This window comes from Terrabacter aeriphilus (assembly GCF_039542985.1).
Lineage (GTDB): Bacteria > Actinomycetota > Actinomycetes > Actinomycetales > Dermatophilaceae > Terrabacter > Terrabacter aeriphilus.
On the sequence record NZ_BAABIW010000014.1, the window covers coordinates 367423 to 386562 of the forward strand.

Consider the following 19140-nt stretch of genomic DNA (forward strand, 5'->3'; position numbering starts at 1 on the left):
TCGAAATGACTTGCGGCAGCACGCGATTCGCGTGCTGCCGCTCGTCGTTCGCGCCGAGGCCAGGCGTGCCGGAGCACCCCGATTTGGACCTCTGCGCCCTTTCGCGTAACGTTGCTCTTGCCGACGCGGGGTGGAGCAGCTCGGTAGCTCGCCGGGCTCATAACCCGGAGGTCGCAGGTTCAAATCCTGCCCCCGCTACCAGATGATGTCGGCAGACATCGACACCGATGGCCTCACAGAGATGTGGGGCCATCGGTGTTTTCTGCCTGCTCCCGCCGAGCCGGTCGGGACCGGTCGGGAGGCTCGGGCTCAGCGCGACAGGCTCGCGGCGGGCAGCTCGAACCAGCGCAGGTGGTCGAAGTCGGCGTTGACGTGCGCCGCGTCGCAGCGCTCGCGCGTCGCGGCCGCGAGGACCGCCCGGCCCTCGGCGAGGTGCTCCGCCAGGACCTCCTCGCCGGCCACCTCGGTGCGCGCGGGATGGGTCAGCCGGCCGCCGGAGAACGAGACGTCGTCGAGGCGCAGCGGTGGCTCCACGGGCCCGTTGCGGTGTCGCCACAGGCCGCTCGCCGGCTCGAAGGTGTAGTCGCCGAGGAGGCGCCACCCCTCACGCGCCACGAGGCGCACGGCCTCGATGACGTAGTCGGCGACGACGTCGGAGATGAAGTAGTTGAAGTTGACGCGCACCCAGCCGGGCTTGATGCCCTCGCAGCCGCGGCCGATCTCGCGCTCGAACTCGTGCGACCGCTCGAGGTCGATGCCGAGCAGGTGGTGGCCGTAGGGGCCGGCGCAGGAGCAACCGCCGCGCGCCTGGATGCCGAAGAGGTCGTTGAGGACGGCGACGACGAAGTTGTGGTGCAGGTGGCGCCCACCGTCGGAGCGCACGACGAACGAGACGATCGACAGCCGCTCGGCATCGAGGTTGCCGAGGATCTCGATGGCCGGCTCCTCGCTCCAGGCCTCGACGGCGCGGCGCAGGAAGCGGTCCTCGTGGGCGCGGATCGTCGGGGTCCCGACGGCCTCCTTGAGCTTGAAGACGAGGCCGGCCCGGATCGACTCGATGATCGCCGGGGTGCCGCCCTCCTCCCGGTGCGCCGGGTCGGTGAGGTAGTCGTGCCCGGCCGGGTTGACGTAGGCGACGGTGCCGCCGCCCGGCACGTCGGGCACCCGGTTGGTCATCAGCTCGCGGCGGACGACGAGCACGCCCGGGGTGCTGGGGCCGCCGATGAACTTGTGGGGGCTGAGGAACACGGCGTCCTTGTAGGCGGTCGGCTCGGCGACCCCCCGCCCGCCGCGGCCGTACATCTCGATCTCGACGTAGGGACCGGCCGCCGCGAAGTCCCAGAAGGCGAGGGCGCCGAACTCGTGCAGGAGCGAGGAGATGGCGTCGGTGTCGGTGACGATCCCGGTGACGTTGCTGGCCGCCGAGAAGGAGCCGATGAGCAGCGGGCGGTGCGCGTGCTCGGCCAGGCGCCGGCGCAGCACGTCGAGGTCGACGTGGCCGTCGAGGTCCTGGGGGATGACGACGACGTCGGCCACGCACTCGCGCCACATCACCTCGTTGGAGTGGTGCTCGTAGGGCCCGATGAAGACGACCGGCCGCTCGTCGCGCGGGACGAGCCGCGAGGCGTGCCAGCGGTCCTCGAAGGTGGACGGGACGCGCAGGCCCAGGATGCCGACGAGCTTGTCGATGGCGCCGGTGCAGCCCGAGCCGGCGAAAACGACGACGGTCTCGTCGTCACCGCCGACGGCGTCGCGGATGGTGCGCCGCGCGTCCTCGCGCAGGCGCGTCGTCTGCAGGCCCGTGCCCGAGCTCTCGGTGTGCGTGTTGGCGTAGCGGGGGAGCACCTCGTCGCGGATGAAGTCCTCGATGAAGCCGAGCCCGCGGCCGGATGCCGTGTAGTCGGCATACGTGACCCGGCGCGGCCCGTAGGGCCCGTGCATCACCTGGTCGTCGCCGATGACGCTCGCACGGATCGTCGCCAGCAGGTCGCTCGAGGGTGCGCTCATGCGCAGAACATAGCGCAAGATGATGCTAAATCGCAGTTCAATAACCTGATGTTATCCCGGCGAGAAGGGCGACGAGTGGGCTCACGGGCGCACGCAGAGCACCGTCCCGCGGTCGCCGGCGGCGAGGGCCGAGGTGAAGGCCCGGTCGGAGCCGTGCGCGGCGCAGAGGGCGCGCACCCTCGTCTCGTCCGTGAAGACGTCGCGCTCGACGAGCACGACCCGGCCCGCCGACGAGCCGTCCGAGCAGTCGACGACCCGGACGTCGCCACCGTCGCCGCCTGCGACGCACTGGCCGACGCGGACGTCGCGGGTGCCGTCGTCGTCGGTGAGCGCGCGCACCACGAGGAACGCGAGCACGGCGAGGACGAGGACGCCGTACCGGCGCGCCCCCGACCCGACCCGGCGGGCGAACGTCTCGGGCGCCTCGGGGGGCTCCGGGGTCCCGTGCGGCTCGGGCGGCCCGGGTGGCTGGTCGGGACCCGGTGCGGGTGTGCTCATCGGTGCGGCTCCTCGGGGTCCGGTGGACGGGGTGGACCCGCATTCTCGCCGAGGCCGCGACCGGCACGCACCCCCGTCCGTGCTCACGGGCGCCCCCGGTCGCATAGGGTCGAGCCCGTGACAGCGATCTCCTACCCGCTCGCGCAGCGCACGCTGGCCAACGGCCTGCGCGTCATCGTCAGCGAGGACCACACGGTGCCCAACGTCGCCGTGAACCTGTGGGTCGGCGTGGGGTCGCGCCACGAGACGCCGGGTCGCACCGGCTTCGCGCACCTCTTCGAGCACCTGATGTTCCAGGGCAGTCGCAACGTCGCGTCGGGGGAGCACTTCTCGGCGCTGATGGACGAGGGCGCGCGCCTCAACGCGACGACCTGGTTCGACCGGACGAACTACTTCGAGACGGTGCCGACGGGCGCGCTCGAGCTGGCGCTCTGGCTCGAGGCGGACCGCCACGGCGACCTGCTCGACGCGGTCACGCAGGAGAACCTCGACAACCAGCGCGACGTCGTGAAGGAAGAGAAGCGCCAACGCTACGACAACGTGCCCTACGGCTCGGCGCTCATCGACATCTACGCGACGGTCTTCCCCGAGGACCACCCGTACCACCACCCGACCATCGGCTCGATGGAGGATCTCGACGCCGCCACGCTCGAGGACGTGCACGCCTTCTACCGCGCGCACTACGGGCCCAACAACACGGTGCTCACGCTCGTCGGCGACGTGACGCCGGAGGAGGGCTTCGCGGCCGCCGAGCGCTACTTCGGCCGGTTGCCCGCAATCGAGCTCGAGGCCCGGCCGCGCCACGACCAGCTGCCGCCGCTCGACGGCCCGGTGCGCGTGGACCGCGTCGGCGAGGTGCCCAACGACCGTCTCTACATCGCCTTCCGCCTGCCGGTCGACACGACGCCCGACTACCTCGCGTGCCAGGTCGCCGTCGACGTGCTCGGCGGCCTCGCGAGCTCGCGGCTCATGCGTCGGCTCGTGCGCACCGACGAGACCGCGGTCGCCGTCGGGGGCTGGACGATGGGGCTCGTGGACGGGGTCGGCCTCGGCACCATCACCGTGGACGTCTCGGCCGGAGCCGACGTCGACGCCGTCGAGGCGGCGGTGTGCGACGAGATCGAGCGCTTCGCGGCGGGGGGCCCCGACGCCGCCGAGCTCGAGTCGGTCATCGCCGACACCGAGCGGTCGTGGCTCAGCGCCCTGGCGAGCATCGAGGAGCGCGCCGACCACATCAGCCACCACGCGATGCTCACCGGCGACCCGGCCTACGTCAACACCTTCGTCGAGCGCATCAGGGCCGTCACGGCCGAGCAGGCGCGCGCCGCCGCGGCCCGGTGGCTCGACCCGGCCTCGCGTGCCGTCGTGCGCTACCTCGCCGCCGACACCAGCGACCAGACCGATCCGGAGGAGGTCGCATGACCGCCGTCGCCCGCCCCGTCGTGGCTCCGCCCGAGCCGTGGGCCTTCCCGCCGTCGACGACGCACGACCTGCCGAACGGGCTGCGCCTCGTCACCTACGACGTGCCGGGGCAGTACGTCCTCTCGGTGCGGCTCGGCCTGCCGGTGTCGCTGCGCGACGAGCCGCGCGAGCGCGAGGGCGTCGCCTCGATCATGGCGCGCACCCTCGACGAGGGCACGGAGCGCCACACGGCCGAGGAGTTCGCCCGCCTGCTCGAGCGCAAGGGCGTGAGCTTCGGTGCCGGGATGGCCGACGCCGGCCTCTCGATCGACCTCGACGTCGTCAAGGGCAACGTCGAGCCGGCGCTCGACCTGCTGCGCCAGATCCTCACCGAGCCGGCCTTCCCGCAGCCCGAGGTGGCCCGCCAGGTGCGCACCCGGATCGCGGAGATCGAGCAGGAGCGCTCGGTCGCCTCGCACCGCGCCGGCCTCGAGTTCGTGCGCACCTTCTACGCCCCCGGCGACCGGTCGTCACGCCCGACCGCGGGCACGCGCGAGACGGTCTCGGCGATCAGCCGCGACGACGTCGCCGCCTTCCACGCCCGGCACGTCGTCGCCGCCGGTACCACCATGGTCGTCGCCGGCGACCTCGAGGGCCTCGACGTGCGCGCCCTCGTCGAGGGCGCGCTGGGGGAGTGGGCGTCCGGCCCGAGCCACCGCGACCGCTTCCTCACCCACGCGGCCGCGCTCGCGCCGGACCGCGGCCGCATCGTCCTCGTCTCCCGGCCGGGCTCGGTGCAGACCGAGCTCGTCGTGGGCGCGCCCGGGCCCGACCGCTCCGTCGAGGGCGGGTGGGCTCCCTACCCCGTGCTCGGCTTCGTGCTCGGCGGCTCGCCGAACGCCCGGGTCGACGCGGTGCTGCGCGAGGAGAAGGGCTACACCTACGGCATCCGCTCGAGCTTCCGCCCCCGGCGGCGCGGTGGCGTCTTCCTCACGTCGGGCTCCGTGCGTGCGGACTCCACGGCGGAGTCGCTGCGCCTGCTCCTCGAGATCCTCGAGAGCGGCCGCGAAGGTTTCTCCGACAAGGAGATCCGTTCGGGTGTCGACTTCATCTCCAAGACGGCGCCGGGACGCTACGCGACGGCCGACACGATCGCCGACGAGGCCGTCGGCATGGCGCTCGACGGCCGCACGACCGACTTCACGACGACGAACCTGCGCGACCTCGCCACCGTCGACCGCGCACGCGTCGAGGCGGCCTACGCCCGCTTCGCCGACGGCGCGGGAGTGGGCGCGTCGGGGCCCGGCTCCGGGTGGACGGTCGTCATGGTCGGCGACGCGGCCGCGCACCTGGCTGCGGTGGAGGCGCTCGGCATCGGCGACGTCACCGTCGTGACCGACGCCTGACGCCCGCCCGACCGACGGCTCGTGTCGTCAGTCGTGGGCCGCGACCGGGCGCTCGAGGACGAAGTCGTCCTCGTACGCGCCGCCGACGAGGAAGCGTTTGACGCCCACGCGCTCGAAGCCGCTCTTGCCGTAGAAGCGCTGGGCCCGCTCGTTCTGCTGGTTGACGCCGAGCCACACCCCGGCGGCCCCCCGCGAGCGCGCCCACGCGAGCGAGCTCTCCATGAGCAGCCGCGCGGCGCCCGACCCGTGAGCGTCGGGGACGACGTAGATCTTCGACAGCTCGACCGTGGGCCGGTGTCGGATCGCCCGGCGCACGTCGTCGTCCGACGGCTCGCCGTCGACGAGCATCGCGTAGCCGAGCGGCTCCGTGCCGGACTCCGCGAGGAGCACGAGGCGGCCGGGGTCCGTCACGTGGTCGGCGAAGCGCTCGGCCGAGAGCACGTCCGCCACGAACGCCTCGATGCGCTCCGGGGTCATCGACGGCGGGCACGCCAGCGCGAAGGTGCGCGCGGCGACGTCGGCGAGCGCCGGCACGTCGTCGGCGGTCGCCGTCCTGACGCTCGCTGGAGCGGGCGCCGCGTCCCTCGGTGCCGCACCCACCTACGGCCGCGTCCCGATGCGCCCGAGCACCTCGTCGTGCAGCAGCCCGTTCGTCGCGACCGCGTTGCCGCTCCAGCACCCGTCGCGCCCGTCGAGGCCGGTGAACCGGCCACCCGCCTCCTGCACGATCGGCACGAGCGCGGCCATGTCGTGGACGGCGAGCTCCGGCTCGGCGGCGATGTCCGCCGCGCCCTCGGCGACGAGCATGTAGGACCAGAAGTCGCCGTAGGCGCGGGTGCGCCAGCAGTCGTCCATGAGGTCGAGGAAGTCGTCCCGCCGGCCCCGCGTGCGCCACCCCGCCAAGGAGGAGTACGACAGCGACGCGTCACCGAGTCGGCCCACCTGCGAGACCGAGATCCGCCGGGCCGACGAGATCGAGCGACCGGTCCACGCGCCCGAGCCGCTCGAGGCCCACCACCGACGGTGCAGGGCCGGTGCAGCGACGAGTCCGAGCACCGGCGTCGTGTCGACCACGAGGGCGATCAGGGTGGCCCACACCGGCACCCCGCGCACGAAGTTCTTCGTGCCGTCGATGGGGTCGACGACCCAGCGCCGCGGGCCGTGGCCCGTCGTGTCGAACTCCTCGCCCTGCACGGCGTCGCGCGGCCGGGTGCGCTTCAGCTGCGAGCGCACGAGCTCCTCTGCGGCCCGGTCGGCGTCGGTGACCGGGGTGAGGTCGGGCTTGCTCTCGACGACCAGGTCGGCGGCCCGGAACCGCGACATCGTCACGCGCTCGACGGCATCCGCGAGGACGTGGGCCAGCCGGAGGTCGTCGTCGTAGGAGGTCACCGGGTCAACCTAGCGAACCGCTCTGCGCCGCGTGGTCAGTGCTCCTCGCCGGCCCGGCTCGAGAGGAGCCGCCGCAGCGAGGCGAGGCGCGACGGACCGGCGGCTCCGGCCCTGCCGTCGGCCACCCACGCGTCGAGCGCGCACTCCTCCTCGTCGTGCGTGCAGCCGCGCGGGCAGCCGTCCGTGCCGGCCGCGAGGTCGGGGAAGTGGTCGATGATGCGGTCGACGTCGATGTGGGCGAGACCGAACGAGCGGATGCCCGGAGTGTCGATGACCCACCCGTCGTCGGCGCCGTCGGGCCCGCGCAGCCGCAGCGCCACGGCGTTCGTCGACGTGTGCCGACCCCGTCCCGTGGTGTCGTTGACGACCCCGGTGGCGCGGAGCGCGCCGGGCACGAGGCCGTTGACGAGCGTGCTCTTGCCGACGCCGGAGTGCCCGACGAGCACGGAGACCTTGCCGGAGAGGCGCGCCCGCAGCTGCTCGAGGCCGGTGAAGTGGTCGTCGGCGTGCGAGGTGACGACGTGCTCGACCTCGAGCGGGGTGTAGTTGGCGAGGAACGGTGCCGGGTCGACGAGGTCGGCCTTCGTCAGGGCCAGCAGCGGCTCGAGGTCGGCGTCGTAGGCCGCGACGAGGCAGCGGTCGACCATGCGCGGGCGCGGCTCCGGGTCGGCGAGGGCGGTGACGATGACGATCTGGTCGGCGTTGGCGACGATGATCCGCTCGTAGGGGTCGGTGTCGTCGGCCGTGCGGCGCAGGACAGAGCGCCGTTCCTCGATGCGCACGATGCGGGCGAGGGCATCCGGTCCACCGGCGAGGTCGCCGACGAGCGCGACGTCGTCACCGACGACGACCCGGGTGCGGCCGATCTCGCGCGCCTTCATGGCGGTGACGACCCGCTCCGGCTCCTTGCGGCCCAGCGAACCCTTCGGGATGAGGCAGGTGTAGCGACCGCGGTCGACGCCGATGACCATGGCGACGACGGCGTCGGCGTGCGCCGGCCGCTCCTTCGTGCGGGGCCTCGATCCCTTGCGGCTCGGGCGGACCCGGACGTCACCCTCGTCGAGGTCGCGCCAGCTCATCGGACCGGCACCCCTGGTGCCGCACCCTCGAGCATGCCGGCCCACAACCCGACGAAGTCGGGCAGCGTCTTGCCCGTCGTGCCGATGTCCTCGACGAGGACCCCCGGCACGCGCAGCCCGAGGATGGCGCCGGCCGTCGCCATGCGGTGGTCGTGGTAGCTGCGGAACCGTCCGCCGTGCAGGGCGGCCGGCGCGATCTTCAGGCCGTCCTCGGTCTCGGTCACGGCCGACCCGATGCCGCTCAGCTCGGCGGTGAGCGCCGCCAACCGGTCGGTCTCGTGGCCGCGGATGTGGGCGACCCCGCGGATCCACGTCGGCGTGGACGCGAGCGCCGCGAGCGCCGCGACGGTCGGCGTCAGCTCGGCGGCGTCGTGCAGGTCGATGTCGATGCCGACGAGCTCGTCGCCGCCGACGACGGTCAGGCCCGAGCGGTCGAGGCGAACGTCCGCCCCCATCGTGTCGAGGATCTCGCGGAGCAGGTCGCCGGCCTGGGTCGTGTGCTGCGGCCACCCGGGCACGCGCACCGTGCCTCCGGCGACGAGCGCAGCGGCCACGAACGGCCCGGCGTTGGAGAGGTCGGGCTCGACCGACACGTCGAGCGCGTTGATCTCCGACGGCTCGACCCGCCACGTGTTCGGCTCGCTGTCGTCGACGATCGCCCCGGCGTCGCGCAGGGTCTCGACGGTCATGAGGATGTGCGGCTCGCTCGGCACGGGCTCGCCGTCGTGGTGCACGGTGACGCCCTCGTCGTAGCGGGCTCCCGCGAGGAGCAGGGCCGAGATGAACTGCGAGGACGCCGACGCGTCCAGCGTCACCGCGCCACCCCGCACCCGGCCCCGACCGGCGACGCTGAGCGGCAGGTGGCCGTCCTCGTCGTCGATCGTCACGCCGAGCGTGCGGAGCGCGTCGACGACCGGACCCATCGGCCGCACGCGGGCCTGCGGGTCCCCGTCGAGACGCACGGTCCCGTCGGCGAGGGCGGCCACGGCCGGCAGGAAGCGCATGACGGTGCCCGCGAGGCCGCAGTCGACCGTCACGTCGCCCCGGAGCGACGCCGGCTCCTCGGGCGGCGTGACGACCCAGTCCGCGACGGCCCCGGGCGCCACCTCGCCCTCCGGGGCGACGTCGTCGATCCCGACGCCGAGCGACCGCAGCGCCTGCGCCATGAGCAGCGTGTCGCGCGAGCGCAGCGGTGACCGGAGCCGCGACCGGTCGCTCGCCAACGCGGCCAGCACGAGGTAGCGGTTCGTCAGCGACTTGCTCCCGGGGAGCACGACCGTCGCGTCGAGCGGGCCGGGGGCGAGGGGGGCGGACCAGTCCGCGTCGGTGGGCACGGGGTGGGGCGATGGATGGGCGGGACTCAACTCAGCTCACGACGTCCTGGGCTCGGTGGGCGAGGAGGCGGGCCTCCCGCTTGGCGGTGCGCTGGGCGTGGCGGGCCTCGCGGCGCGTGGTCTTCGTCGCGTGCTGGGCGCGCCAGGCCAGGCCGGGCTTGCCCTCGGTGTCGACGGCGGCGAGGAGCAGTCCGCCGAGCAGGCCGACGTTCTTGAGGAAGAGGCTGCGGCTCGCGGCCTTGCGCGTCGGGTCGCCCTCCTCCCAGAACGCGTGCTCGATGGCGGTCGTCGGCACGATCGACGCGGCGAGCACCGTGGAGGCGAGGCGCGGCATCCGTCCCGTGGCGAGCAGCAGGCCACCGCCGAGCAGGGCGGCGCCGTTGACGCGCACGAAGAGGTCGGGGTCCTTGGCGGCCACCTCGGCTCCCGGCACCTGGCCGGGCACCTTCTGCAGGAGGTGGGCGGCCTGGTCGGTGCGCTCGGCCGGGTGGCGCAGCGCGTCGACCCCCGCGGCGACGAAGACGGACGCGAGCAGCGGACGGGCGAGACGACGGACGATCATGGATGTTCCTCCTCTGGCCGGCGGCGGACGTGCGTCCGCCGGGCCCCTGTGGACGAGTGGAGACCTACGGTAGCGACATACCCCGGGCGCGGTCGTCGGCGCCCGCCACCGCTCGCCGCCGGTCACCGCCGCTCGCCGTCGGGCGGGCCGCCCGCCGCATACGCTGTGGCGCATGTGCGGGAGGTATGCCGCGAGTGCGCGGCCGGACGAGCTCATCGAGGCCTTCGACGTGGACGAGGACCACACCGGCGAGCCGACCCGCAGCGTGCTCAAGAACCCGCAGGACCCGCCGGTCGGGGCCCCGGACTGGAACATGGCGCCCTCGAAGCAGGCACCCGTCGTGCTGACCCGGGCGCCGCGCGGCGATGCCGACGCCGAGCCCCGGCGCCAGCTGCGGCTGCTCACGTGGGGCCTGGTGCCGGCGTGGTCCAAGGACGTGAAGATGGGCCTGCGCATGACGAACGCCCGCGCCGAGTCGGTGCTCGGCACGGGTGCCTTCGCCCGGGCGGCCCGGTCGCGGCGGTGCCTCGTGCCGGCCGACGGCTGGTACGAGTGGCAGGTGTCGCCGACGGCCGTCGACGCCAAGGGCAAGCCGCGCAAGCAGCCGTTCTTCATCCACCGCGCCGACGGCGCCCCCGTCGCCTTCGCCGGGCTCTACGAGTTCTGGCGCGACCGTGAGCTGCCCGACGACGACCCGGACGCCTGGCTCACGACGTTCACGATCGTCACGACGGCCGCCGACCCCGGCATGGACCGGATCCACGACCGTCAGCCGCTCGTGCTCGAGCCCGACCAGTGGGACGAGTGGCTCGACCCGACCGAGACCGACCCCGAGGTCGTGCGGCACCTGCTCGAGTTCGCGAGCCCCGGGCGGTTCGAGGCCCACCCGGTGGGTCGGGGTGTGGGGGCGACGCGCAACAACGGGCCGGGGCTCCTCGAGCCCGCGCCGGCGGAGGAGCTCGAGGGCGTCGTCGACCCGATGACGGGAGAGGTGATCGGCACGTGAGCGGCGCGAACCGCGAGACGGTGCGGGAGGTCGAGACCCCCGGCGGCCCCGGGCGGGTGCACGTGCACCGCCCGCCCAACCCCCGCGGCACCGTCGTTCTCGGGCACGGGGCCGGGGGAGGGCTCGGTGCGATCGACCTCGCCATCGCCCGCGAGGTGCTCGTCGGCGCCGGGTGGGCGGTCGCCCTCGTGGAGCAGCCGTGGCTCGTGGCCGGACGCCGCGTGGCCGGTCGACCGCCTACGCTCGACGCCGCCTGGGTGCCCATCGTCGAGGCCCTCGTGACGGGCCGCGGGCGGCTGCCGCGACCGCTCGTGGTGGGCGGCCGCAGCGCGGGCGCCCGGGTCGCGTGCCGCACCGCGGGCCCCCTCGAGGCGGATGCCGGCCTGCTCCTCAGCTTCCCGCTCCACCTGCCGGCGCGGCCCGAGAAGCTGCGTGCCGACGAGCTCGCCCTCGCCCCCGACCCCTCGTGGGTCGTCCAGGGCGCCGCGGACGCCTTCGGCACCCCGACCGAGCTGCGGGAGCACCTCGCGCCCGGCACCACCCTCATCGAGGTGCCCGGTGGCCACAGCTTCCCGAAGGGGTCGCGCAGCGCGCTCACCGCCGCCGTGACGCAGGTCGCGGGAATGCTGCCCGGCTAGGGGTCGTTGGACCGCACATGGCCACCTGCTCCCTCCCCGCTCCCGAGCGCGCGACGACCCCGCCGTCACGGCTGGGTCATGCGCCGCAACCAGCCGGTCTAGGCTGGGAGGCGATGGCAAAGGACAAGAAGACCGACCCGACGGCCGCGGTGCTCGCCGCCGCGCCCGCAGCCGACCCCGACGACGTCGCCACGCGCGACGCGACGGTCGACGTGACGGCCGAGGCCGAGCACGAGCGCCGCTCGCGGTTCGAGCGGGAGGCGATGCCGCTCCTCGACCAGCTCTACAGCGCGGCCCTGCGCACGACGCGCAACCCGAGCGACGCCGAGGACCTCGTCCAGGAGACGTTCGCGAAGGCCTACGCGGCGTTCCACCAGTACCGGCCCGGCACCAACCTCAAGGCGTGGATGTACCGCATCCTCACCAACACCTACATCAACAGCTACCGCAAGAAGCAGCGCCAGCCGCTCGAGTCGGACGCCGCGCAGATCGAGGACTACCAGCTCGCGCGCGCCGAGTCGCACACGTCGGTGGGCCTGCGCTCGGCCGAGGCCGAGGCGCTCGACCACCTGCCCGACAGCGACGTCAAGCGTGCCCTGCAGCAGATCCCGGAGGAGTTCCGCCTCGCGGTCTACTTCGCCGACGTCGAGGGCTACGCCTACAAGGAGATCGCCGAGATCATGGACACGCCGATCGGCACCGTGATGAGCCGGCTGCACCGCGGTCGCCGCCAGCTGCGCGAGCTCCTCTCGGAGTATGCCGCCGACCGCGGCTTCGTGGCCGCGGGCGCCACGAGCACGGCGAGCACGGCCAAGACGGCGAGCGCGACCGGCGCGCGGACGGAAGGAGCCCGGTCATGAACGAGCCGACGACGGGTGCGGACGCGCGCACCGACTGCTCCGAGGCGCTGCTGCGGGTCTACGAGTACCTCGACGGCGAGCTCGGCCCCGACGACTGCGCGAAGATCCAGGCGCACCTCGACGAGTGCGGCCCGTGCCTGAAGGAGTACGACCTCGACACGACGCTCAAGTCGCTCATCAAGCGCTCGTGCGGGAGCGAGCAGGCGCCCGAGACGCTGCGGCTGACGATCATGTCGCGCATCTCGACGACCGTCATCCGCGTCGACCGCGGCTGACGGACCGGGTCGGACGACGGCATACGGCGTCGCACGGCGTCAGACGACGGCGCGCGCGCCCCCGGACACGACGAAGGCCCGCCCCGAGCTTCTCGGGTGCGGGCCTTTGACGTCTGCGGCTCAGGCGTTGGGCTTGCGGCCGTGGTTGGCGGCGTTGCCCTTGCGGGAGCGGCGCTTGCGGGCGCGCTTGCTCATCGTCGGCTCTCCTTGGTCCTGCGGTTGCTTCGCGCCCGTGCGGGCACGAAGCCCCGATTCTTCCACATCGCTTCGCTCCCACCCAATCGGCTGCGCTGATACGCTCGCGACGTTAAAATCTTGGTATAGATATGCCCACCCGGGGGTATATCTGCTGTTCCTCGATGAATCGGTGAGGCAGGCTACGCGCTGAGGGAAACCTCAATCGTTCTGTGCTGCCGCAACACGCCCCTCCATGGCGCACGCATCCGGAACACCGAGTATCAAGGAGCCCCCCAATGTTTGCTGCTCTGCTGTCTGCCCTCGCCACGAACGACTACGCCACCCGTGCCGTCGCGTACTTCGCCAGCACCTGGTCGTGGGGTGGCTGATTCCTCAGCACCCTTCCATGCACCAGTTCGGTCCTGCCATGTTGCAGGACCGAACTGTTGTCGGGCATGAATAGGTCGTGACCAGTCCCGCCGAGCAGCTGTCGCCCTCGCGGCTCCTGCCGTACTACATCGCCGTCGTCGTCCTCGTCGGGGTGGCGCTCGGGGTGCTCTCGTGGACGCACGGACGCCACCCCCAGCTGGCGCCGCTGCTGCTGCTCGCGGCCATGGGGATCCTCAGCTACAACCTGCGCGAGCCCACCGTCACCACCTCGCGCATCGGGTTCTCGTTCCTGTCGATCATCCTGCTCGCGTCCGGTGCGATCCTCGGGCCCTTCGGGACGTGGTTCGTCGGCGTCGCCTCGCAGCTGATCGAGCGCGACCCCAAGGTGCGGTGGTTCCAGCAGGTCTTCAACATGGCGATGATGGGCATCATCGGCGCGGCCGGGGCCTACGTCTACGTGCTCGTCGGCGGGGCACAGGACCTCGATGCCGTCGAGGGGTTCGGGCAGATCACCCGGGAGGTCGGGCTACCGCTCATCGTGGCCGACGTCGTCCAGTGCCTCACCAACGCCGTGCTGCTCGCCGGCGCCATCACGCTCTTCCGGGGCGTGCCCTTCGGCGTCTTCGCGCGCCGGGTGCTCGCGAGCTCGGGGGTGGCCTACATCGGCTACGGGGTCATCGGCTTCCTCTTCGTCGTGCTCTGGTACCCCGTCGACCTCGGTGCCTTCAGCGCCCTGCTCGTCATGGTGCCGCTCCTCGCTGCTCGCTGGGCCTTCATCCAGTACGGCGAGGAGCTGCGGTCGCACGAGCGCACCATCGACACCCTGGTCACCGCGCTCGGCACCAAGGAGCCGTCCGCCGTCGCCCGCAGCCGGCGTGCGGCCGGCCTCGCCGAGTGGGTCGCCGAGGAGCTCGGGCTCGGCCCGCACCAGATCGGCACCGTGCGGTATGCCGCGACCCTCCACGAGATCGGGCACCTCGGGGTGCCCACCCGACTGCTGCGCCGCGCGCCCGAGGCGCTGAGCGAGGCCGAGCGCCAGACCATCGACCGGCACTGCGTGCTCGGCGCCCGCATGCTCGAAGGCATCGACTTCCTCGAGGACGCGCGCTCCGGCATCCGCCACCAGCACGAGCGCTTCGACGGCGGCGGGCGCCCCGACGGCCTCGTCGGCGCCGACATCCCCATCGCGGCCCGGGTCGTGGCCGTCGCCGCAGCCGTCGAGGTGGTCGCCGGGGCCGACCCGCCCGACCACCGCCAGGAGCTCGTCGCCGACGTGGCCCGCGCCCTGCAGGCCGATCTCGGGCGCTACGACCCCGCCGTCGTGCTCGCGACCGTGGCGGTGCTCGAGAAGCACGGCTGGCCGTCCGCCGTCCTGACCACGGAGGCGGTCTCGTGAACGGCGTCGTGCGCCGCGACCCGATCGCCCTCGCGATCGGTCTGCTCGGCCTCGTCCTGTCGGTCGTCGTCACCATCGCCACCGGAGACGTGCCGGGCATCGACGACCAGGTCGGCGTCGGGGTGGTCGCCGCCTTCGCCGTCACCATCGTGCTCGGGGAGTGGTTCCACCTCTCGGCCTCCGGCTTCCGCGGCTCGGCCCCCATCGCCGCCGCGGCAGCCTTCGCGCTGGCCCTGACGACGGAGGTGCCCGGCGGGCAGCTCGTCGCCTACGGCGGCGCGTTCGTGCTCGCCGTCACCGCCATCGCCATGACCCTCGGGACCGCCACCCGGGTGCTCGCCGGGCGAGAGGTGAGCATCGTCGAGACGACGGGCCGGTTCGTCTCGATCGCCGTGCTCACCGTGCTCTACCGCGGCGTCCACCTCGGCCAGTCCCCGGGCGGGATCGCGCCCGTCGACGGGCTCGTGCCGTGGCAGCGGGCGCTGCTCATGCTGGGGCTCTGCGTCGTGGCCCTGCTCGCCGATGCCGTCTTCACCTCGCTGCTGCGCGCCGTCTCGGCCGCGGCCAACGTGCGGCGCACCCTCGTCGAGGAGCTGCGCTCCTCGCTCGCCATGTCGACCGCGGTCGCCGTCACCGGCGTGCTCGTCGCGCTCGCGGCGCCGTCCCTCGGGATCGCGGCGCTGCCGCTCTTCCTCATGCCGCTCGTGCTGACGCTCTTCGCGTTCCGTCGCTACGTCAGCATCCGCGCGACCTACCTGCAGAGCATCCGCACCCTCTCCCGCCTCACCGACGCCGCGGGCTACACCCCGTCGGGGCACTCCGAGCGGGTCGCCGAGCTCGCCGTGCGGATCGGCCGCGAGCTGGGCCTGTCGGAGCGTGAGCTGCTCGACCTCGAGTACGCCGCGCTGCTGCACGACATTGGCCAGGTCGCCCTCGTCGAGCCGATCCCGGGCGGCGCCACGGTGCTCGCCGCCCCGGCCGACCAGCGCCGCATCGAGGCCGACACCGTCGCCATCGTCCGCGAGACCGGCGTCTTCGAGGGCGTCGCGCACATCCTCGAGCACCAGACGACGCCCTACCGACAGGTGCGCGAGCTGGGGGAGGAGATCCCGCTGACGAGCCGCATCGTCAAGGTCGCCAACGCCTACGAGGACCTCACCGCGGGAGCCCGCAGCGCCCGCGCCCGGGAGGCGGCGGTCGAGCGGATCTACCTCGGGCTGGGCTACGAGTACGACCCGCGGGTCGTCGACGCGCTGCTCAAGTCGACCAGCAGCACCGGCGCGGGCGCCTGAGGGAGCTCCGGCCCGGGGCCGTGAGAGGCCCGTCACACCGGGCCCCGGGGCCTTGCCGTGGTGCACCCCCACCGTGCGAGAGTGGGAGCGCGGGCAACCCCCGTCGCGAGACCGAAGCACGCAGGCCAGACCCCCGGCTCTGTTCCACCAGCCAGGGCGCCTGCCCTTCCGTCCTCCGCGAACGAGGTGTCTCTCCCATGAGTGCGTTGCCGACCCGCCGACCCTTCGACCCGAGCGACGAGGTCTTCCGCGTGCACGAGGGCGGCAAGCTCGCCGTGCACGCGACGTCAGAGCTGCGCGACGCGGCCGACCTCTCGCTGCTCTACACCCCCGGCGTCGCCGAGGTGTCGCTGGCCATCGCCGCCGACCCGGGTCTCGCCCGGGCGTACACGAGCCGCCGCAACACGGTCGCGGTCGTCAGCGACGGCACCGCGGTGCTCGGCCTCGGTGACATCGGCCCCCTCGCGGCGATGCCCGTCATGGAGGGCAAGGCCGTGCTCTTCAAGCACTTCGCGGGTGTCGACGCCGTGCCGGTCTGCATGGAGACCGGCAGCATCGAGCAGATCGTCGACGCCGTGGCCCGGATCGCCCCCACGTACGGCGGGATCAACCTCGAGGACATCTCCGCGCCGCGCTGCTTCGAGATCGAGCGCCGGCTGCAGGAGCGCCTCGACGTCCCGGTCTTCCACGACGACCAGCACGGCACGGCGATCGTCGCCCTCGCCGCGCTGCGCAACGCGGCCGTCGTCGTCGAGAAGGAGCTGACCGGCCTGCGCGTCGTCGTGGCCGGTGCGGGCGCGGCGGGCGTGGCGGTGAGCCGCATCCTGCTCGCCGCCGGGGTGACCGACGTCGTCGTCACCGACTCGCAGGGCGTGCTCGGTCCCGACCGGGAGGGGCTCGCGCCGCACAAGGCCGAGCTGCGCGAGGTGACGAACCCCCGCGGGGTGACCGGCGCGCTCGGCGAGGCGCTGTCGGGCGCGGACGTCTTCATCGGGGTGTCCGGTGGCACGGTCGCCGAGCGCGACCTCATCCGGATGGCGCCACGTGCCGTCATCCTCGCCCTGGCCAACCCCGACCCCGAGGTGCACCCGGTCGTGGCGGCGCGCTTCGCCGAGGTCGTGGCGACCGGACGGTCGGACTTCCCGAACCAGATCAACAACGTGCTGGCCTTCCCGGGCATCTTCCGCGGCGCGCTCGACGCGGGCGCCCGTCGCATCACGGAGGCGATGAAGCTCGAGGCGGCCGCCGCCATCGCCGCTCTCGTCGAGCACCCGACCGCCGACCGGATCGTGCCGAGCGTCTTCGACGAGCGGGTGGCACCCGCCGTGGCCGCGGCGGTCGCCGCCCTCGTCCCGGCGTCGCCGGCAGGGGTGGTCCGTCCGGGACCGTATGCCGTGCGGTGACACCCGCGCGTCGGCGCGTCCGCGCGTCAGGCGTCCTCCGCCGGGTCGGTGAGGCCCCGGGCCGCGAGGGCCTCTCCCGTCGCGCGGGCGTAGGCGACGACGTGCACGACGGTCGGCACGACGACGGCGCGCGGGTCGCGCTCGAGCCCTCGGGCCCGGGCCGACTCGCGCACCGCCGAGAACGACCCGAGCACCCACGGCACCGACCGCACGACGATCCCCAGGGTGAGCGCGACGACCTCGGGGTCGACGAGCCGGCGCAGCGGCCGGGCCGCGCGCACCGCGCCGTCGAGCAGGTCGGTCACCGGCGTCGTCGCGGTGAGGATGCCGGCCGCGACGAAGGCGTTGACGATGCCGAGCACCACGCGGGCGGCATACGGCAGGCCCGTCGACCACCACTGGAAGGCGAGCAGCACGACGAGCACCGGGGCCAGCCCGCGCATCGAGCGGAGCAGCCGGCGCGCGGGCAGCTGCGCGACGAGGACGACCCCGGCGAGGGCGGCGGTGACGACCGCCAGCGGCCACGGCGACGCGACGAACCATGGCAGCAGTCCCACGACCACGACGCCGGCGAGCTTGGGCCACAACGGCATCCGATGAATTAGCGACGTGCCGGGCACGTGCGTGGTGAAGAGTCCCGGCGCGGTCACGGCTCGTCGACCAGGCCGCGGTAGTGGGCCACGGCCGCGGCCGGGTCGCCGTCGAAGACGACCGACCCGCTGTCGACGACGAGGGTGCGGTCGGCCACGAGCGCGAGGTCGAGGTCGTGCGTCGCGAGCACGACCGACTGCGGCAGGGCCTCGAGCACCCGCCGCAGCCGCAGGGTGTTGCGCCGGTCGAGCAGCGTCGACGGCTCGTCGAGCACGAGCAGCGCGGGATCGGTCGCGAGCACGACGGCGAGCGCGAGCAGCTGGCGCTCGCCGCCCGAGAGGTCGTAGACGCTCTGGTCGGCGAGGGCCGTCAGGCCGAAGCGGTCCAGCACGTCGTGGGCCGCGGCTCGGCGGGCCGCGCGGTCGCGGTGCACCCGCCGCAGCGAGAGCTCCACGTCCTCCCGGCCGGTGGGCAGCACGAGCTGCGAGAGCGGGTCGGTGAAGGCGAAGGCGACGCGGCGGCGGACGGCGGCGCCGTCACGCACCGTGTCGAGCCCGTCGACGGTGACGTGGCCCGTCGTCGGCGCCACGAGCCCGTTGAGCAGCCGGAGCAGCGTCGACTTGCCGGAGCCGTTGGCGCCGACGACGGTGACGCGGCGCTCGGTGAGCGTGAGGTCGAGCGGTCCGAGGATCGTGCGCGGGCGACGGTCGGGGGCGCCGTCGCACGGCACCTCGACGCTCGCCCCGGCGACCCGGACCGTCGTCACGCGCGGCGGCGGGCGGGGCGCACGAGGACGTCGGGGAAGGCGCGGTGCACGGCGACGGCCGCGACGACGGCCACGACGGCCTTGAGCAGGTCACCGGGCAGGAACGGCAGGTCGGCGCCGATCGCGGCCGAGAGCGGCAGCTTGAGGTTGACCATGAGCCCGGCGACCCCGAGGGCGTGCACGACGACGACGGAGGTCACGACCGCCGCGACGACGAGCAGCGGCACCCAGAGGGCGCGGCGCACGCGCCGGACGACCGTGCGCGCCGCGAGGCCGACGGCCACGGCGGCGACGACGAACGAGACGAGGTAGCCGGCCGTCGGACCGCTCAGCACCTGCAGCCCCGACTGGCCGGCGCTGAAGACGGGCAGCCCCACGAGGCCGAGGAGCAGGTAGACGAGGACGGCGACGCCGCCGCGGCCCGGGCCCAGCACGAGCCCGGTGAGCAGGACGGCGAGCGTCTGCAGGGTGATCGGCACGCCGAACCCACCGACGGGGATGCCCGGCACCACCGCCGCGGCGACGAGCAGGGCGGTGAAGACGGCGACGAGCGCCACCGAGCGGGGGTCGACGCCGCGCGACCGTCGCGCGCCGCCGGGCCCCGGTCGTGCGGCAGCCGTCGCGGTGCCGGTCGGCTCCGGGCGGACGTGGGTGTTGTCGGTCACGGGCA

The 19140-nt window shown here is 73.7% G+C and carries 20 protein-coding genes and 1 tRNA gene; 10 read left to right on the forward strand and 11 right to left on the reverse strand.

What is annotated here, in order from left to right; genetic code table 11:
• Positions 1 to 124: 124 nt before the first annotated feature.
• A tRNA-Met gene (locus ABD979_RS10935) sits at positions 125 to 201 on the forward strand.
• A 108-nt stretch (positions 202 to 309) separates the two neighbouring features.
• Here the strand turns inward: ABD979_RS10935 and ABD979_RS10940 are convergent.
• Positions 310 to 2007: an aminotransferase class V-fold PLP-dependent enzyme gene (locus ABD979_RS10940; protein ID WP_345507492.1), complete on the reverse strand. Its 1698-nt coding sequence runs from the start codon at positions 2005 to 2007 to the stop codon at positions 310 to 312.
• A gap of 81 nt (positions 2008 to 2088) precedes the next feature.
• Positions 2089 to 2505, reverse strand: coding sequence for a hypothetical protein (locus ABD979_RS10945; RefSeq protein ID WP_345507493.1), 417 nt, complete (start codon positions 2503 to 2505; stop codon positions 2089 to 2091).
• A 117-nt stretch (positions 2506 to 2622) separates the two neighbouring features.
• Here ABD979_RS10945 and ABD979_RS10950 point away from each other — a divergent pair, with 117 nt between their 5' ends.
• Both ABD979_RS10950 and ABD979_RS10955 read left to right on the forward strand, forming a co-directional pair.
• Positions 2623 to 3927, forward strand: coding sequence for a M16 family metallopeptidase (locus ABD979_RS10950; protein WP_345507494.1), 1305 nt, complete (start codon positions 2623 to 2625; stop codon positions 3925 to 3927).
• Positions 3924 to 5312 carry a M16 family metallopeptidase gene (locus ABD979_RS10955; RefSeq protein WP_345507495.1) on the forward strand — a complete coding sequence of 463 codons (1389 nt, stop codon included), beginning with the start codon at positions 3924 to 3926 and terminating at the stop codon, positions 5310 to 5312. The genes ABD979_RS10950 and ABD979_RS10955 overlap by 4 nt, the downstream gene beginning before the upstream one ends.
• A gap of 27 nt (positions 5313 to 5339) precedes the next feature.
• On the opposite strand, the gene ABD979_RS10960 is transcribed toward ABD979_RS10955, so the two are convergent.
• The 5 genes from ABD979_RS10960 to ABD979_RS10980 are packed head-to-tail and all read right to left on the reverse strand — an operon-like array spanning position 5340 to position 9676.
• The gene (locus tag ABD979_RS10960; RefSeq protein WP_345507496.1) at positions 5340 to 5912 is read right to left on the reverse strand and encodes a GNAT family N-acetyltransferase; all 573 of its coding nucleotides are present in this window, start codon (positions 5910 to 5912) and stop codon (positions 5340 to 5342) included.
• Complete coding sequence (gene hisN / locus ABD979_RS10965) at positions 5913 to 6701, reverse strand: histidinol-phosphatase (RefSeq protein ID WP_345507497.1); 789 nt, start codon at positions 6699 to 6701, stop codon at positions 5913 to 5915.
• Between the two features lie 35 nt (positions 6702 to 6736).
• Entirely contained in the window at positions 6737 to 7780 is a 1044-nt protein-coding gene (gene rsgA / locus ABD979_RS10970) for a ribosome small subunit-dependent GTPase A (RefSeq protein WP_345507498.1), read from the reverse strand.
• Positions 7777 to 9114, reverse strand: a complete 1338-nt coding sequence (gene aroA, locus ABD979_RS10975) for a 3-phosphoshikimate 1-carboxyvinyltransferase (protein ID WP_345507499.1) — start codon at positions 9112 to 9114, stop codon at positions 7777 to 7779. The genes rsgA and aroA overlap by 4 nt, the downstream gene beginning before the upstream one ends.
• Positions 9115 to 9145: 31 nt before the next feature.
• Positions 9146 to 9676: a DoxX family membrane protein gene (locus tag ABD979_RS10980; RefSeq protein ID WP_345507500.1), complete on the reverse strand. Its 531-nt coding sequence runs from the start codon at positions 9674 to 9676 to the stop codon at positions 9146 to 9148.
• 172 nt (positions 9677 to 9848) lie between these two features.
• Here ABD979_RS10980 and ABD979_RS10985 point away from each other — a divergent pair, with 172 nt between their 5' ends.
• The 4 genes from ABD979_RS10985 to rsrA are packed head-to-tail and all read left to right on the forward strand — an operon-like array spanning position 9849 to position 12455.
• Positions 9849 to 10682 (forward strand): SOS response-associated peptidase, encoded by an 834-nt coding sequence (locus ABD979_RS10985; RefSeq protein ID WP_345507501.1) that lies wholly within the window; start codon positions 9849 to 9851, stop codon positions 10680 to 10682.
• Entirely contained in the window at positions 10679 to 11320 is a 642-nt protein-coding gene (locus ABD979_RS10990; RefSeq protein ID WP_345507502.1) for an alpha/beta hydrolase family protein, read from the forward strand. The genes ABD979_RS10985 and ABD979_RS10990 overlap by 4 nt, the downstream gene beginning before the upstream one ends.
• A gap of 17 nt (positions 11321 to 11337) precedes the next feature.
• Entirely contained in the window at positions 11338 to 12180 is an 843-nt protein-coding gene (locus ABD979_RS10995; RefSeq protein WP_425583962.1) for a sigma-70 family RNA polymerase sigma factor, read from the forward strand.
• On the forward strand, positions 12177 to 12455 hold the full coding sequence (gene rsrA / locus ABD979_RS11000) for a mycothiol system anti-sigma-R factor (protein ID WP_345507504.1): 279 nt from the start codon (positions 12177 to 12179) through the stop codon (positions 12453 to 12455). The genes ABD979_RS10995 and rsrA overlap by 4 nt, the downstream gene beginning before the upstream one ends.
• Before the next feature lie 120 nt (positions 12456 to 12575).
• On the opposite strand, the gene ABD979_RS20085 is transcribed toward rsrA, so the two are convergent.
• A complete protein-coding gene (locus ABD979_RS20085) occupies positions 12576 to 12650 on the reverse strand; it encodes a 50S ribosomal protein bL37 (RefSeq protein ID WP_369791897.1) in 75 nt (24 codons plus the stop codon).
• Positions 12651 to 13098: 448 nt separating this feature from the next.
• On the opposite strand from ABD979_RS20085, the gene ABD979_RS11010 reads away from it, so the two are divergent.
• The 3 genes from ABD979_RS11010 to ABD979_RS11020 all read left to right on the forward strand — a co-directional run bounded on the left by ABD979_RS11010 (position 13099) and on the right by ABD979_RS11020 (position 17113).
• Entirely contained in the window at positions 13099 to 14418 is a 1320-nt protein-coding gene (locus ABD979_RS11010; protein ID WP_345507506.1) for an HD-GYP domain-containing protein, read from the forward strand.
• Positions 14415 to 15710: an HD-GYP domain-containing protein gene (locus tag ABD979_RS11015; RefSeq protein WP_345507507.1), complete on the forward strand. Its 1296-nt coding sequence runs from the start codon at positions 14415 to 14417 to the stop codon at positions 15708 to 15710. Before ABD979_RS11010 ends, ABD979_RS11015 begins: the two co-directional genes overlap by 4 nt.
• A gap of 197 nt (positions 15711 to 15907) precedes the next feature.
• Complete coding sequence (locus ABD979_RS11020; RefSeq protein ID WP_345507508.1) at positions 15908 to 17113, forward strand: NAD(P)-dependent malic enzyme; 1206 nt, start codon at positions 15908 to 15910, stop codon at positions 17111 to 17113.
• A gap of 26 nt (positions 17114 to 17139) precedes the next feature.
• Here the strand turns inward: ABD979_RS11020 and ABD979_RS11025 are convergent, their stop codons facing one another.
• The 3 genes from ABD979_RS11025 to ABD979_RS11035 are packed head-to-tail and all read right to left on the reverse strand — an operon-like array spanning position 17140 to position 19135.
• The gene (locus ABD979_RS11025; protein WP_345507509.1) at positions 17140 to 17763 is read right to left on the reverse strand and encodes an energy-coupling factor transporter transmembrane component T family protein; all 624 of its coding nucleotides are present in this window, start codon (positions 17761 to 17763) and stop codon (positions 17140 to 17142) included.
• Positions 17760 to 18470, reverse strand: a complete 711-nt coding sequence (locus ABD979_RS11030; protein ID WP_345507510.1) for an energy-coupling factor ABC transporter ATP-binding protein — start codon at positions 18468 to 18470, stop codon at positions 17760 to 17762. The genes ABD979_RS11025 and ABD979_RS11030 overlap by 4 nt, the downstream gene beginning before the upstream one ends.
• Complete coding sequence (locus ABD979_RS11035) at positions 18467 to 19135, reverse strand: biotin transporter BioY (protein WP_345507511.1); 669 nt, start codon at positions 19133 to 19135, stop codon at positions 18467 to 18469. The genes ABD979_RS11030 and ABD979_RS11035 overlap by 4 nt, the downstream gene beginning before the upstream one ends.
• Positions 19136 to 19140: the final 5 nt, after the last annotated feature.

What these genes read in the sequence shown, in the direction of transcription:
- ABD979_RS10940 (WP_345507492.1), bottom strand. Translation starts at nt 2,007, where the DNA reads ATGAGCGCACCCTCGAGCGACCTGCTGGCGACGATCCGTGCGAGCGTC.
- ABD979_RS10945 (WP_345507493.1), bottom strand. Translation starts at nt 2,505, where the DNA reads ATGAGCACACCCGCACCGGGTCCCGACCAGCCACCCGGGCCGCCCGAG.
- ABD979_RS10955 (WP_345507495.1), top strand. Translation starts at nt 3,924, where the DNA reads ATGACCGCCGTCGCCCGCCCCGTCGTGGCTCCGCCCGAGCCGTGGGCC.
- rsgA (WP_345507498.1), bottom strand. Translation starts at nt 7,780, where the DNA reads ATGAGCTGGCGCGACCTCGACGAGGGTGACGTCCGGGTCCGCCCGAGC.
- ABD979_RS10980 (WP_345507500.1), bottom strand. Translation starts at nt 9,676, where the DNA reads ATGATCGTCCGTCGTCTCGCCCGTCCGCTGCTCGCGTCCGTCTTCGTC.
- ABD979_RS10985 (WP_345507501.1), top strand. Translation starts at nt 9,849, where the DNA reads ATGTGCGGGAGGTATGCCGCGAGTGCGCGGCCGGACGAGCTCATCGAG.
- ABD979_RS10995 (WP_425583962.1), top strand. Translation starts at nt 11,338, where the DNA reads ATGGCCACCTGCTCCCTCCCCGCTCCCGAGCGCGCGACGACCCCGCCG.
- rsrA (WP_345507504.1), top strand. Translation starts at nt 12,177, where the DNA reads ATGAACGAGCCGACGACGGGTGCGGACGCGCGCACCGACTGCTCCGAG.
- ABD979_RS11020 (WP_345507508.1), top strand. Translation starts at nt 15,908, where the DNA reads ATGAGTGCGTTGCCGACCCGCCGACCCTTCGACCCGAGCGACGAGGTC.